General features: G+C 69.7%; 15 protein-coding genes and 1 pseudogene. 10 read left to right on the top strand and 6 right to left on the bottom strand.

Annotated elements, in window-relative coordinates; translation table 11 throughout:
- Positions 1-43: 43 nt before the first annotated feature.
- The gene (locus ASG62_RS12895) at positions 44-772 is read right to left on the bottom strand and encodes a uroporphyrinogen-III synthase (RefSeq protein ID WP_056695113.1); all 729 of its coding nucleotides are present in this window, start codon (positions 770-772) and stop codon (positions 44-46) included.
- An 11-nt stretch (positions 773-783) separates the two neighbouring features.
- The gene (gene hemC / locus ASG62_RS12890) at positions 784-1,728 is read right to left on the bottom strand and encodes a hydroxymethylbilane synthase (protein WP_056695111.1); all 945 of its coding nucleotides are present in this window, start codon (positions 1,726-1,728) and stop codon (positions 784-786) included.
- A gap of 137 nt (positions 1,729-1,865) precedes the next feature.
- Here hemC and ASG62_RS12885 point away from each other — a divergent pair, with 137 nt between their 5' ends.
- Entirely contained in the window at positions 1,866-2,234 is a 369-nt protein-coding gene (locus ASG62_RS12885; RefSeq protein WP_056695108.1) for a hypothetical protein, read from the top strand.
- Between the two features lie 131 nt (positions 2,235-2,365).
- On the opposite strand, the gene ASG62_RS12880 is transcribed toward ASG62_RS12885, so the two are convergent.
- Complete coding sequence (locus tag ASG62_RS12880) at positions 2,366-3,397, bottom strand: NADP-dependent oxidoreductase (protein ID WP_056695106.1); 1,032 nt, start codon at positions 3,395-3,397, stop codon at positions 2,366-2,368.
- Positions 3,398-3,599: 202 nt separating this feature from the next.
- Between ASG62_RS12880 and tsaD the strand changes: the two genes are divergently transcribed.
- From tsaD to ASG62_RS12850, 6 genes are all read left to right on the top strand, one after another.
- Positions 3,600-4,739: a tRNA (adenosine(37)-N6)-threonylcarbamoyltransferase complex transferase subunit TsaD gene (gene tsaD, locus ASG62_RS12875; protein ID WP_082537246.1), complete on the top strand. Its 1,140-nt coding sequence runs from the start codon at positions 3,600-3,602 to the stop codon at positions 4,737-4,739.
- Positions 4,736-5,743 carry an NAD(P)H-dependent glycerol-3-phosphate dehydrogenase gene (locus ASG62_RS12870; RefSeq protein ID WP_056695104.1) on the top strand — a complete coding sequence of 336 codons (1,008 nt, stop codon included), beginning with the start codon at positions 4,736-4,738 and terminating at the stop codon, positions 5,741-5,743. The genes tsaD and ASG62_RS12870 overlap by 4 nt, the downstream gene beginning before the upstream one ends.
- A 64-nt stretch (positions 5,744-5,807) precedes the next feature.
- Positions 5,808-6,098 (top strand): YciI-like protein, encoded by a 291-nt coding sequence (locus ASG62_RS12865; RefSeq protein ID WP_056695102.1) that lies wholly within the window; start codon positions 5,808-5,810, stop codon positions 6,096-6,098.
- Positions 6,099-6,106: 8 nt separating this feature from the next.
- Positions 6,107-6,544: an EVE domain-containing protein gene (locus ASG62_RS12860; RefSeq protein ID WP_056695099.1), complete on the top strand. Its 438-nt coding sequence runs from the start codon at positions 6,107-6,109 to the stop codon at positions 6,542-6,544.
- Positions 6,545-6,666: 122 nt separating this feature from the next.
- A complete protein-coding gene (locus ASG62_RS12855) occupies positions 6,667-6,930 on the top strand; it encodes a DUF3072 domain-containing protein (RefSeq protein ID WP_056695097.1) in 264 nt (87 codons plus the stop codon).
- 238 nt (positions 6,931-7,168) lie between these two features.
- Positions 7,169-7,831 carry a class I SAM-dependent methyltransferase gene (locus ASG62_RS12850; RefSeq protein WP_056695092.1) on the top strand — a complete coding sequence of 221 codons (663 nt, stop codon included), beginning with the start codon at positions 7,169-7,171 and terminating at the stop codon, positions 7,829-7,831.
- A gap of 43 nt (positions 7,832-7,874) precedes the next feature.
- Here ASG62_RS12850 and ASG62_RS12845 read toward each other — a convergent pair whose 3' ends face one another.
- Positions 7,875-8,381 carry a GNAT family N-acetyltransferase gene (locus ASG62_RS12845; protein WP_056695091.1) on the bottom strand — a complete coding sequence of 169 codons (507 nt, stop codon included), beginning with the start codon at positions 8,379-8,381 and terminating at the stop codon, positions 7,875-7,877.
- 150 nt (positions 8,382-8,531) lie between these two features.
- The gene (locus tag ASG62_RS12840) at positions 8,532-8,915 is read right to left on the bottom strand and encodes a PH domain-containing protein (RefSeq protein ID WP_056695090.1); all 384 of its coding nucleotides are present in this window, start codon (positions 8,913-8,915) and stop codon (positions 8,532-8,534) included.
- A gap of 176 nt (positions 8,916-9,091) precedes the next feature.
- On the opposite strand from ASG62_RS12840, the gene ASG62_RS12835 reads away from it, so the two are divergent.
- From ASG62_RS12835 to ASG62_RS12825, 3 genes are all read left to right on the top strand, one after another.
- Positions 9,092-10,768, top strand: a complete 1,677-nt coding sequence (locus ASG62_RS12835; protein ID WP_056695089.1) for a flavin monoamine oxidase family protein — start codon at positions 9,092-9,094, stop codon at positions 10,766-10,768.
- Between the two features lie 125 nt (positions 10,769-10,893).
- On the top strand, positions 10,894-11,148 hold the full coding sequence (locus tag ASG62_RS12830; RefSeq protein WP_056695087.1) for a type II toxin-antitoxin system RelE family toxin: 255 nt from the start codon (positions 10,894-10,896) through the stop codon (positions 11,146-11,148).
- Positions 11,149-11,155: 7 nt separating this feature from the next.
- Positions 11,156-11,533 (top strand): helix-turn-helix domain-containing protein, encoded by a 378-nt coding sequence (locus tag ASG62_RS12825; protein WP_056695086.1) that lies wholly within the window; start codon positions 11,156-11,158, stop codon positions 11,531-11,533.
- 135 nt (positions 11,534-11,668) lie between these two features.
- Here the strand turns inward: ASG62_RS12825 and ASG62_RS12820 are convergent.
- Positions 11,669-12,218 (bottom strand): annotated as a pseudogene (locus ASG62_RS12820) (translational GTPase TypA); the annotation flags it as partial.

The raw sequence follows: 12,218 nt of genomic DNA, 5'->3' as shown, positions 1-12,218 counted from the left end.
TTTCCTGGGCGAGAGAATGTCGCGCGGCCTTGGCCGCGTGTCGTCACTTCCTGCCGCCATAATCCAAACTAGGTGGAAGAAAGCGATCGAAAAGCGATGAAAGCTTCGGCTGTGGTGAAATCCAGGCAAATGGCGCGAGTTCCGGGCCGAGAGCCCGGGAAATCCGCGCGGACAGGCAGAGAAGTCGCGGCATCCCTGGCGCACTTGCGCCGAATCGCTTCCAGAACCCGGCAAAGCCCTCGGCCTGCCCGACCGAAAGAATCAGCGCCTCGTTTGGCCCTCCGTCCTGAAAGACCGTGTCGATTTCCGCCGCCTTCGGCTCGCGCGGCACGAGATCGTAGACCTCCCAGACGGTGAGCGCCACGCCCGCCGCAAGCGCTCCCGCCTCGAAGTCCGGCAGCCGCACGCGGCCCGTCGCGTAGAGAAGCGGCTTCTTCGCCGCCGCCGCGATGACGCCCGCCCGCTCGACCAGCCCTTCCGACGTGCCCGGCCCCGCCTCGACGCTCGGAAAGCCGGCGGCGGACAGCGCCTGCGCCGTGCGCTCGCCGACGGCAAGGACGGGGCGGGGATCGCCGGGAAAAGCCGATGCGAGCGCCGGCACGGCCTGGAGGCTCGTCACCACGAAGCCCGCGACCTCGCCCTGCGGCGCGGGCGCGTCGAGCGCCACGGTCTCGGCCAGCCGAAGGAGCACGGGCTCGTGGCCGCGCGCGCGAAGGGCCTCGGCCGTCTCCGCCGCTTCGGGCGCCTGCCGGAGAACGAGGACGCGCGCCATCGCCCCGCCCGTCAGCGCGCCCAGCCTTCGAAGAAGGCGGGACCGGCTTCCTCGAGAAGGGATCGGGCGAGATCGCGCCCGAGCGCCTCGCCGTCGCCGACCGGGCCGGCCCGCTCACCCGCATGGACCTTGGAGCCGTCCGGCGAGAGGATCGTGCCGGACAGGGCGATGCGCCCCTCCGCGATCGTCGCATGGGCGGCAATCGGCGTGCGGCAGGAGCCGTCGAGTTCGGCGAGAAAGGCGCGCTCGGCCAGAAGCGCCCGGTGCGTCGGCGCATGGTCGATGCGGGAGACGAGCGCCAGCGTCGCCTCGTCGCCGACGCGGCTCTGGATGCAGATCGCGCCCTGGCCGGGCGCGGGAGGAAAGGCGGCCTCGGAGAGGATCTCGGTCGCCTCGCCTTCGAGGCCGAGCCGCTTCAGCCCCGCCAGCGCCAGAAGCGTCGCGTCCACGTCGCCATTGGCGAGCTTGGCGAGCCGCGTCTGCACGTTGCCGCGCAGGATGACGAGTTCGAGGTCCGGCCGCATCCGCTTCAGAAGCGCCTGGCGCCGCAGCGAGGCGGAGCCGACGACGGAGCCTTCAGGCAGATCCGCGATCGTTCCGGCGGTGCGCCCGATGAAGGCGTCGCGCACGTCCTCGCGCTCCAGGAAGGCCGCAAGGCGCAGGCCCTCCGGCAGAACGCTCGCCATGTCCTTGGAGGAATGGACGGCCAGGTCGATCCGCCCGTCGAGAAGCGCCTCGTCGATCTCCTTGGTGAAGAGCCCCTTGCCGCCGACCTCCGACAGGGGGCGGTCGAGAATGCGGTCGCCCGAGGTCGAGATGACGGCGATCTCGAAGGCGGCCTCGCCGAGATCGTGCGCCGCCATCAGCCGCGCGCGCACCTCGCTGGCCTGGGCGAGCGCCAGCGCGCTGCCGCGCGTTCCGATGCGGATGAGGGGGCGGGAGATCGAAGGGCTCATGGCAGGGGAGATCAGACGCTTCCACGCCCGCGTCAAGCGCTCCCTTGCACTTCTTCTAAACTACGCCAGTTTTGCGGCAACTCACTGAGCCGTTTGCGCCTCCGCGAGCGGCCGGCGGACCCGAAAGGATCGATCCCATGCGCAAGCCCGTCCTCGCCGCCGTCCTCCTCCTCGCCTTCGGCCTGACGGGCGCCCATGCCGAGGAGGCGCGCAAGCTCTCCGGCCCCGAGATCGCCGCGCTGATCTCCGGCAACACGGTGGAGGGCGCGATGGCAGCGACCGGCCCCTATCAAGAGTTCTATCTCCCGGACGGCACGATCCGCGGCTCCGGCTATACCGGCAAGTGGAGTGTCGTCGGCGACACGCTCTGCTTCGCCTACGATCCCGCCAAGCCCGCCGACTGCTGGTCCGCCGCCGTCACGCCGGCGAACGAGATCCAGTGGCTGAAGGACGGCAAGGTGGACGGCACCGGCAAGGCCAAGCCCGGCAACGTCGCGAACTTCTGACATCGGCGAACGCGGCCGGCTCGAACGGACCGACGCTCCTGTCGAGACCGGGAGGCGTCGAAAGGCCTCCCGGCATTGCGCCTGCGAATGTCTTCGACGGCCGGATGCCTCGGCATCTCCGGCCGCCGATATCACGCCTCCGGCGCGACGCGGACGACGAGCTTGCCGAAATTGCGCCCTTCCAGAAGGCCGATGAAAGCTTCGGGCGCGTTCTCCAGTCCGTCCACGACATCCTCGCGATACTTTAGCCGACCGTCGCCGATCCAGCCGCCGACATCGCGCAGAAATTCCTCGCGCTGGTCGATGAACTCGGTCTGGATGAAGCCGCGCAGCGTCAGGCTGCGGCTGAGCACCTGGCGCATCGTCGCGGGCAGCCTGTCCGGCCCGGAGCGGGAGCCCGGCACGTCGTTGTACTGGGCGATCAGCCCGCAGACGGGAACGCGGGCGAAGCTGTTGAGGAGCGGGAAGACCGCGTCCCAGACCGCGCCGCCGACATTCTCGAAATAGACGTCGATGCCCTTCGGGCAGGCCTCGGCGAGCTTCTCCTGGAAGTCCGGCGCACGGTGATCGACCACGGCGTCGAAGCCGAGCTCGTCGCGCACGAAGGCGCATTTCTCCGCCCCGCCGGCAATGCCGACGGCCCGCGCGCCCTTGATCTTGGCGATCTGCCCGACGACCGACCCGACCGCGCCGCTGGCGGCCGCGACGACCACCGTCTCGCCCGCCTTCGGGCGCCCGATCGAAAGGAGGCCGGCATAGGCGGTGAAGCCCGGCATGCCGAGAACGCCGAGCGCGGTCGAGACGGGCGCCTGCCCCGCCGGATCGAGCTTGCGCAGGCCCCGCCCGTCGGAAAGCGCATGGCTCTGCCAGCCCGAATGGGAGAGGACGATATCGCCTTCGGCAAAGCCCGGATGGCGCGTGCGCGCGACGCGCGAGACCGTTCCGCCCTCCATCACCGCGCCGACCTCGACGGGCGCCGCATAGGATTTGGCGTCGCTCATCCGGCCGCGCATGTAGGGATCGAGCGAGAGATAGAGGGTCTCCAGCAGAACCTCCCCCTCGGCCGGCTCGGGGATCGCGCCCGTCTCGATCTTGAAGTTCTCGGGCTTCGGAGCGCCTTCGGGCCGGGAGGCCAGGAGAATGCGCCTGTTCTGCTTCGCCATGTCGCTTCCTCGTCGTCCTGCGGATCGTCACCCGCATGAAGGAACGATCGCCCGCCGATTCAAGACGGCGCGGACCGCTGACCGGCAGCGCTCTCGCATTGGAGCCGCCGGCCGGATGCGGGGGGCCGTGCGCGCAAGAGGTGGCGCCCGCCCGCCCGCACCGCTATCTGAGGGCGGCCCGCTCCTTCCGGACCACCGCCTCATGCCCGATCCCTCGCGCCCTTCCGTCTCCCTGCCCGATCCCGGCGCGCACGCGCTCTCCCCGCTCATTCTCGGCATCGAGACGAGCTGCGACGAGACGGCGGCGAGCGTGGTCGGGCGGGGGCCGGACGGGCGGCCTGTGATCCTGTCCAATGTCGTTCTGAGCCAGGTCGAGGAGCACGCGGCCTTCGGCGGCGTCGTGCCGGAGATCGCCGCGCGCGCCCATGTCGAAGCGCTCGACGGGATCGTGCGGGCGGCGCTCGGCGATGCCGGCACCGGGCTCGGCGCGCTGTCGGCGGTGGCGGCGACGGTCGGGCCCGGCCTCGTCGGCGGGCTGATCGTCGGCGCGATGACGGGCAAGGCGATCGCGGCGGCGCGCGGCCTGCCCTTTCTCGCGGTCAACCATCTGGAAGGCCATGCGCTGACGCCGCGCCTCACCGACGCCGTGGCCTATCCCTATCTCATGCTCCTCGTCTCCGGCGGGCACACACAGATCCTCCTCGTGCGCGGACTCGGGGCTTACGAGCGCTGGGGCACGACGATCGACGACGCGCTGGGCGAGGCCTTCGACAAGACGGCCAAGCTCCTCGGCCTCGGCCAGCCCGGCGGCCCCGCCGTGGAGCGGCAGGCCGAGACGGGCGATCCCAGGCGCTTTCCCCTGCCCCGCCCGATGAAGGGCGAGGCGCGGCTCGACTTCTCCTTCTCCGGCCTGAAGACCGCCGTCCGCCTCGCCGCGGAGGCCGCGGCGCCCCTCTCCGAGACGGACCTCGCCGATCTCTGCGCGAGCTTCCAGGCCGCCGCCGCCGAATCGCTCGCAGACCGCGTGACGCGCGCGCTCCGCCGCTTCCGCGCCGAGTTCGCGGACCTTTCCGAACCCGTCCTGGCGGTGGCCGGCGGCGTCGCGGCGAACCGGCGCATCCGGGCCGAGCTCGATGCCGCCTGCGCCAAGGCCGGCATGCGCCTCGTCGCCCCGCCGCTGAAGCTCTGCACGGACAATGCCGCCATGATCGCCTATGCCGGGCTCGAGCGCTTCGAGGCGGGGCTTCTGGATACGCTCGCCGCGCCCGTGCGCCCGCGCTGGCCGCTGGACGGCCTCGCCGAGCCGCTGGTCGGCTTCGGCCGCCGGGGTGCCAAGGCATGAACGGCGCACCGGACGGGACGGGACGGGACCGGATCGCGGTTCTCGGCGGCGGCGCCTGGGGCACGGCGCTCGCGACGCTGCAGGCGCGCGCCAGCCGCACCACCTGCCTCTATGCGCGCGATGACGAGACCGTCGAGGCGATCCGCGCCACCGGCTTCAACCCGCGCTATCTGCCGGGCGTGCCGCTCGCCCCGAGCCTTGCCGCCACGAGCGATCTCGGCGAGGCGCTGGCGGGCGCGAGCCTCGTGCTCCTGGTGATCCCGGCGCAGAGTCTCGCCGAGATCGGCCCCGCCGTCGCGGCTCACCTGTCGCCCAGCGTGCCCGTCGTTCTCTGCGCCAAGGGCATCGAACGCGGCACGGGGCGGTTCGCGACCGGCGTCGTGGCGGAGAGCCTGCCCGGCCAGCCCTTGGCCGTCCTCTCCGGCCCGAGCTTTGCCGAGGATGTCGCGCGCGGCCTGCCGACGGCGGTGACGCTCGCGGCCGCCAGCGAGACCTTGGCCGCCGACCTCTCCCGCCGCCTCTCCACCGAGAGCTTCCGCCCCTATGCCTCCGGCGACGTCGTCGGCGTCGAGGCGGGCGGCGCCCTGAAGAACGTGCTGGCGCTCGCCGCCGGCGCGGTCGCGGGGCGTGGGCTCGGCGCTTCGGCGGGCGCGGCCATCGTCACGCGCGGCTTCGTGGAGCTGCGACGTCTGGGCGAAGCGCTGGGCGCGCGGCCGGAGACGCTGATGGGCCTGTCCGGCCTCGGCGACCTCGTTCTCACCTGTTCGGGCACGCAGTCGCGCAACTTCGCCTATGGGCTGGCGCTCGGCCGGGGCGACGATCTGACGGGCCTGAAGCTCGCCGAAGGCGTCCACTCCGCCGCGATGGCGGCGCAGCTCGCCGAGGAGCGCGGCATCGAGGCGCCGATCATCTTCGCCGTCGCCGAGATCCTCGCCGGCCGCCTGCGCGTCGAGGAGGCCGTGCGCGATCTCCTCGCCCGCCCCCTGAAGCGCGAATTCGATTGAAAGCCGGCGCCGGCGGAGCTACGCCCCGGCGCGGTCAACCTCTCCAGCCCAAAGGCGTTCTCCGATGCTCTTCGCCATTCTCTGCGACGACAAGCCCGGCTCCCTCGATCTTCGCCTTTCCACCCGCCCCGAACATGTCGCCTTCCTGACCGGGCTCGGCACGGTCCTGAAGTTCGCCGGTCCCTTCCTCGACGGCGAGGAGAAGCCCTGCGGCTCCATGCTGGTCGTGGAGGCCGAGAGCCTCGACGCCGCCAAGGCGATCGCGGCCGAGGACCCCTATGCCAAGGCCGGCCTCTTCGCGCAGACGAGCGTGCGCGCCTGGCGCTGGACCATCAACAACCCCGAAGCCGCCTGACGCCGCCCATGGCCCTCTGGCTCTTCAAATCGGAACCCTCGACCTGGTCCTGGGACGAGCAGGTCGCCGCCGGGCGCGACGGCACGGCCTGGACGGGCGTGCGCAACTATCAGGCGCGCAACTTCATGCGCGCCATGAAGCCCGGCGAGCGCGGCTTCTTCTACCATTCCAACGAGGGCAAGGCCGTCGTCGGGATCGTGGAAGTGGCGGCCGAGGCGCATCCCGACGAGACGGCGGAGAAGCCCGGCCTCTGGGAGTGCATCGACCTTCGCGCCGTCATGCCGCTGCCCCGCGCGGTGCCGCTCGACGCCGTCAAGGCGAACCCGCGCCTGTCCGACATGGTGCTTGCCACCAACTCGCGCCTCTCCGTCCAGCCCGTGCGGGAGGAGGAGTTCCGCACGATCTGCGAGATGGGCGGCCTCGATCCCGACGAGGCGCTCGGCTAGCGTTCGTCGGGATTCGGCACGGCCGGACGGGGCTCCGCCGGCGGCCGGAATGTCGCAGGCGGGAACGGTCGCGATGCCCTGAACATTAGAGGAACATTCGAACGGATTCGAGGGATGTTCCGATGACCAAGACCGCCGCCGCCGCAACCGAAGACAAGGCCGACAAGGACGACGTCAACCCGAAGGTCGACGCCCCGTCGAACGCCGAGAAGGACCCCGATACGTGGACGACGGGCGACGAGCCGATGACGGGCGCGCAGGGCTCCTATCTCCAGACGCTCTGCGAGGAGACGGGCACCGAGTTCGACCCCAAGCTCTCCAAGGCCGAGGCCTCCAAGCAGATCGACGCGCTTCAGGGCCAGAGCAAGCGGCTGAAGACGGCCTGATCGGCGGGGCGGTCGCGAGGAGTCTGCTGACGGGTGTTAGCACCCTACGTCGTCCCCCTCTTGCCTGCCGGCCATCTCCCCCTCAAGGGGGGAGATCGGCAGCTAAAACGGCAGAGACAAGCCTGATCTCCCCCCTTGAGGGGGAGATGCCGGCAGGCAGAGGGGGGCGCGACACGCTCGGCCTTCGGAGCTTGCCTTCGATGCGGGCCGCGATCGGACCCGCCGGAAGCATTCGGCGATGACCCCACTCTCCCCCTCCCGCGCCCGCGCCTTCATCCTCGCCAACACCGCGATTTCCACCCCGCCGCACGTTCCCGAGATCCGTCTTCGCCTCGCCGACGAGGCCCACGATCTCTGGCATCGGACGGAAGAGGAACTGGAGGCGATCGGCCTGCCGCCGCCCTTCTGGGCCTTTGCCTGGGCGGGCGGACAGGTGCTGGCGCGCTACGTGCTGGATCACCCGGGCGCCGTCCGGTCCCGCCGCGTCGTGGATTTCGCGGCCGGCTCCGGCCTCGTCGCCATCGCAGCCGCAAGGTCGGGCGCAGGCTCCGTCGAAGGCTGGGACATCGACCCGTTCGCCGCCAATGCGACCGCGCTGAACGCCGAGCTGAACGGAGTCGCCGTTGCTACGACCATCGAGGATCGCATCGGGAGCCCTGTCGAGGCCGACGTGCTTCTGGCGGGAGACGTCTTCTTCGACCGCGAGATGGCGGCCGCCATCATTCCCTGGTTCGACGCCCTTTCGAAGGACGGCGTGTCGATCCTCGTCGGCGATCCCGGCAGAGCCTATCTGCCGCGCGAGCGACTGGAGGCGCTCGCCACCTACGAGGTGCCGGTGACGCGAGCTCTCGAGGATGCGGAGGTCAAGCGATCGACGGTCTGGCGCTGGAAGCCGCTATAGAGCATCGCGAAACCCGTAGACGAGACGACGGTCCGACGAAGGCTCAGCGCCAGACGAAGGCGACCTTGCGCAGAGTCTCGGTCTCGAAGCGCTCCGCGCCTTCCGCGATGTCGGCGCCGCCGAGCGCGGCGTAGAAGCCCATCGCATTGTCGTTGTCGGCGAGCGCCCAGACGGCGACGCCCCGGAGGCCGCGATCCTTCAGGAGCGCGGTGGCCGCCCGGAAGAGCCGGCGACCGAAGCCGACGCCCTGATATTCGGGCTTCAGATAAAGCTCGTAGATCTCGCCCTCGACGTCGAGCGCACCCGTGCGGTTGCGGCCGAGCGTGGCATAGCCGGCGATCTCGCCGTTGAACTCCAGAACCAGGATCGCCGCCTGCCGGTCGATCGCCCGGTTCCACCAGCCGACATGCCGCCGGCCGATCATGGCCGCCAGCGACCGGTGCGGAATGATGCCGGCATAGGCGCCCCGCCAGGCCGCCTCGTGCACGGCTGCGAGGGCGGCGGCGTCGGCGGGTTCCGCGAATCGGATTTCGGCGAGAGTCGTCTTCATTTTGCGTTAACCATGTTAGGCCGCCAACGATCCATGCGGAGGACGAGATTCCCGCCACATGGCGTCACGCTTTGGTGAACGCGCTTGAAATGAATCAAATCCCCGACTCGGGTCAACGCGAAGCCGCCGACCCCAATGGTTTGTCACCCGTTATTTGCGCCCGAGCACGCCCTTGGCCAGCGCCTGCTGGATGCCGGTGATGTTCGTGCCGCGCGACAGCGTCTTCACCAGCGGCACCCCTTGGGAGGAGATCCAGATCTTCAGCTCCGAATCCGTGTCGAACGTCCCGGCATTCTCGACCGAGAACATGGTGATCGAGCGATAGGGCAGCGAGACGATCTCGCGCTTGCGCCCGGTCATGCCCTGCTTGTCCACCAGGATCAGGCGATGGCTGGTGAAGACGAAGAGATCGCGGATCACGGCGAAGGCGAGATCGACCTCCTCTTCCGGCAGGAGAATGGGCTCGAGATCCCGCCGCACCGCCCCGACGTCGACATCGCTGGCAAGGCCGAGAAGGCCGGAGAAAAGTCCCATCGCGATCGATCCTCTCTATGTCGGCCGTGCCCGGCCTCTCTTCGGTTTCGTGCCCTTCAGATGGTCCCGGACCGTGCGCCCGCAAGACCTTCGTCGCGCCGCCTCGCCGCCGATGGACTTCGCCCGGCCGCACCGCTACCCCTCCAGACCATCCGACCGGCCGAGGTGATTTCGAGATGACCGCATCCGCCCGCCCCCATTCCAGCTTCGGCCCGGACTTCCCCTTCCCCTTCGACGACTGGCTCGCCCATCCCGCCGGTCTCGGCGCGGTTCCCGAGGCGGCGCACGGCACGGAGGTCGCGGTGATCGGCGCGGGCATCGCCGGCCTCGTCGCGGCTTACGAGCTGATGCGGCTCGGGCTGAAGCCCGTCGTCCACGAGGCCGGCCATCTCGGCGGGCGCCTGCGCTCGCAGCCCTTCGAGGGGATGGACGGGATCGTCGCCGAGCTCGGCGCCATGCGCTTTCCCCGCTCCTCCGCCGCCTTCTTCCACTATGTCGACGGTCTCGGCCTCGCCACGCGGCCCTTTCCGAACCCGCTGACGCCGGCGGCGGGCTCCACGGTCGTCGATCTCGAAGGCGAGACGCATTACGCCGAGACGCTGGCCGATCTGCCGCCCCTCTTCCGCGAGGTCGCCACCGCCTATGACGAGGCGCTGGAGGAGGCCTTCGGCTTCGCCGACATGCGCCGCACCATCGCCTCGCGCGACGCGAAGGCCGTCAAGGCGCTCTGGGATCGCCTCGTACCGCTCTGGGACGAGCGCACCTTCTACGATTTCGTCACGACCTCGCGCGCCTTCCGCGACCTCTCCTTCCGCCACCGCGAGGTCTTCGGGCAGGTCGGCTTCGGCACGGGCGGCTGGGATTCGGACTTTCCGAACTCCATGCTGGAAATCCTGCGCGTCAACGCGCTGGAGTTCGACACCGACCAGCATTTCGTCGTCGGCGGCGCGGAATCCGTGCCGCAGGGCCTCTGGCGCCGCGCGCCGGACACGATGGCGCATTGGCCCGCCGGCACGACGCTCGCCGGTCTCCACGGCGGGGCGCCGCGTCCGGGCGTCGTCGCGATGAACCGCCTGGAGGACGGGCGCATCGGGCTCGTCGACCGCTGGGGCCGGCGCAGCGCCGTCGATGCCGTGGTCGCCACCTGCCAGAGCTGGCTCCTCACGACCTCCATCCGCACGGACGAGCGGCTCTTCTCCCACAAGCTCTGGATGGCGCTGGACCGCACGCGCTACATGCAGTCCTCCAAGACCTTCGTCGCGGTGGATCGCCCCTTCTGGAAGGACAAGGACCCCGAGACCGGGCGCGACATCCTCTCCATGACGCTGACGGACCGGCTGACGCGCGGCACCTATCTCTTCGACAACGGGCTGGACGCGGCGGGAAATCCCAAGCCCGGCGTCATCTGCCTCACCTATACCTGGATGTCCGACGCGCTGAAGATGCTGCCGCTTCCCGTCGACCGGCGCGTCGATCTCGCGCTCTCGGCGCTGCGCCAGATCTACCCGAACGTCGATATCTCGGCCCATATCATCGGCGATCCCATCACCGTCTCCTGGGAGGCCGACCCGAACTTCCTCGGCGCCTTCAAGGGCGCCCTGCCCGGCCATTACCGCTACAATCACCGCATGTACCGGCACTTCATTCAGGCCGATCTCCCCCCGTCCGAGAAGGGCGTCTTTCTCGCCGGAGACGACGTGTCCTGGACGCCGGGCTGGGTGGAAGGCGCCGTCCAGACCGCCCTCAACGCCGTCTGGGGCGTCATGACCCATTTCGGCGGCGCGACCCATCCCGACAATCCCGGCCCCGGCGACCTCTGGACCGAACTGAAACCTCTCGACCTCGGCGACTGAGGTTTCACGGCGCACCTCAAGTCCGGCATCGCCGGAGCGCGGCCATCGACGAGCAATGAGGATTGCAGAACTATTGCAAACTGCAATACTCTCAGCGGCAATCGAGGACAGGCACCGTGGCTGGCATGAGGGACATCGCCTATTCTCGCGCAGCGCTGAGGGTCCTCGACCGGATGCCTGCCAATGTCGCGGCGAGAATCCGCGCGAAGATCGAGCAGTACGCCGCTGATCCCGAAAGCTTGGCGAACAACGTGAAGGCGCTCCAGAACGCCGAAGCCGGATTCCGCCTGCGGGTCGGCGACTGGCGCATTCTCTTCGACGAGGCCGGCAACGTGATCGCCGTCATCAAGATCGCGCCGCGGGGCGGCGCCTATGAGTGAGGCCGGCATGAACAGGCAGATCATCACGACACCGGCCGGCGAGCGTCTCGTCATCCTGGCGGAAGCCGACTTCGAAGCCCTGCTCGACGCCGCGGAAGATGCCGCCGACGCCGCAGCGGTCCATGAATTTCGCCGGCGCTTCGCCGCAGGCGAAGAAGAGCTCGTACCCGCCGCGGTCGTCGACCGCATTCTCGGCGGCGAGAACAAGGTCCGCGTCTGGCGCGAGCATCGCGGCCTGACGATCGCCGTCCTTGCGGAAGCCGCCGGTCTTTCGCAGCCGTTCGTCAGCCAGATCGAAACCGGCAAGCGAAAGGCCAAGCCCGAAACGCTGGCGAGCCTGGCGAAAGTGCTTCGCGTCGACATCGAGGACCTCCGGCAAGCCTGACCCGGCCGTTCGATCCGCCGGTGTGGCGCAGCCTCGACCGGCTTCGCCGAGACGCACGACGCCACACCGATCCCGCAACGACAAACGGCGGAGCCTTCGCCCCGCCGTTTTCGATCATCCTGCCGTTTCGAACGCTCAGGCCGCCTTGGTGGACTTCGAGTGGCGCTTGCGCTCGTTCGGGTCGAGGTAGCGCTTGCGAAGGCGGATCGTCTTCGGCGTCACTTCGACCAGCTCGTCGTCCTGGATCCAGGAGAGCGCGCGGTCGAGCGTCATGCGGATCGGCGGCGTCAGCTTGATCGCCTCGTCCTTGCCGGAGGCGCGCATGTTGGTGAGCTTCTTGCCCTTGAGGACGTTGACCTCGAGGTCGTTCTCGCGGGTGTGGATGCCGATGATCATCCCCTCGTAGACCTTGACGCCGGAGTCGATCACCATCGGGCCGCGATCCTCCAGGTGGAACATCGCGAAGGCGACGCTCTCGCCGGAATCGTTGGAGATGAGAACGCCCGTGTTGCGGCCCGCGAGCGGACCCTTATAGGCCTGATACGAGTGGAACAGGCGGTTCATGATCGCCGTGCCGCGCGTGTCGGTCAGAAGCTCCGACTGGTAGCCGATGAGGCCGCGCGTCGGCGCGTGGAACACGAGACGCTGGCGACCGCCGCCGGAGGGGCGCAGCTCGACCATCTCG

It is taken from the genome of Aureimonas sp. Leaf427, assembly GCF_001425485.1.
Classification (GTDB): Bacteria; Pseudomonadota; Alphaproteobacteria; order Rhizobiales; family Rhizobiaceae; genus Plantimonas.
Note: the sequence above shows the minus strand (reverse complement) of the source record. Positions and strands in the feature narration are given on the sequence as shown.

Coding starts and splice junctions, on each gene's coding strand:
- ASG62_RS12895 (WP_056695113.1), bottom strand. CDS start 772: ATGGCGCGCGTCCTCGTTCTCCGGCAGGCGCCCGAAGCGGCGGAGACG.
- hemC (WP_056695111.1), bottom strand. CDS start 1,728: ATGAGCCCTTCGATCTCCCGCCCCCTCATCCGCATCGGAACGCGCGGC.
- ASG62_RS12885 (WP_056695108.1), top strand. CDS start 1,866: ATGCGCAAGCCCGTCCTCGCCGCCGTCCTCCTCCTCGCCTTCGGCCTG.
- ASG62_RS12880 (WP_056695106.1), bottom strand. CDS start 3,397: ATGGCGAAGCAGAACAGGCGCATTCTCCTGGCCTCCCGGCCCGAAGGC.
- tsaD (WP_082537246.1), top strand. CDS start 3,600: ATGCCCGATCCCTCGCGCCCTTCCGTCTCCCTGCCCGATCCCGGCGCG.
- ASG62_RS12870 (WP_056695104.1), top strand. CDS start 4,736: ATGAACGGCGCACCGGACGGGACGGGACGGGACCGGATCGCGGTTCTC.
- ASG62_RS12865 (WP_056695102.1), top strand. CDS start 5,808: ATGCTCTTCGCCATTCTCTGCGACGACAAGCCCGGCTCCCTCGATCTT.
- ASG62_RS12860 (WP_056695099.1), top strand. CDS start 6,107: ATGGCCCTCTGGCTCTTCAAATCGGAACCCTCGACCTGGTCCTGGGAC.
- ASG62_RS12855 (WP_056695097.1), top strand. CDS start 6,667: ATGACCAAGACCGCCGCCGCCGCAACCGAAGACAAGGCCGACAAGGAC.
- ASG62_RS12850 (WP_056695092.1), top strand. CDS start 7,169: ATGACCCCACTCTCCCCCTCCCGCGCCCGCGCCTTCATCCTCGCCAAC.
- ASG62_RS12845 (WP_056695091.1), bottom strand. CDS start 8,381: ATGAAGACGACTCTCGCCGAAATCCGATTCGCGGAACCCGCCGACGCC.
- ASG62_RS12840 (WP_056695090.1), bottom strand. CDS start 8,915: ATGGGACTTTTCTCCGGCCTTCTCGGCCTTGCCAGCGATGTCGACGTC.
- ASG62_RS12835 (WP_056695089.1), top strand. CDS start 9,092: ATGACCGCATCCGCCCGCCCCCATTCCAGCTTCGGCCCGGACTTCCCC.
- ASG62_RS12830 (WP_056695087.1), top strand. CDS start 10,894: ATGAGGGACATCGCCTATTCTCGCGCAGCGCTGAGGGTCCTCGACCGG.
- ASG62_RS12825 (WP_056695086.1), top strand. CDS start 11,156: ATGAACAGGCAGATCATCACGACACCGGCCGGCGAGCGTCTCGTCATC.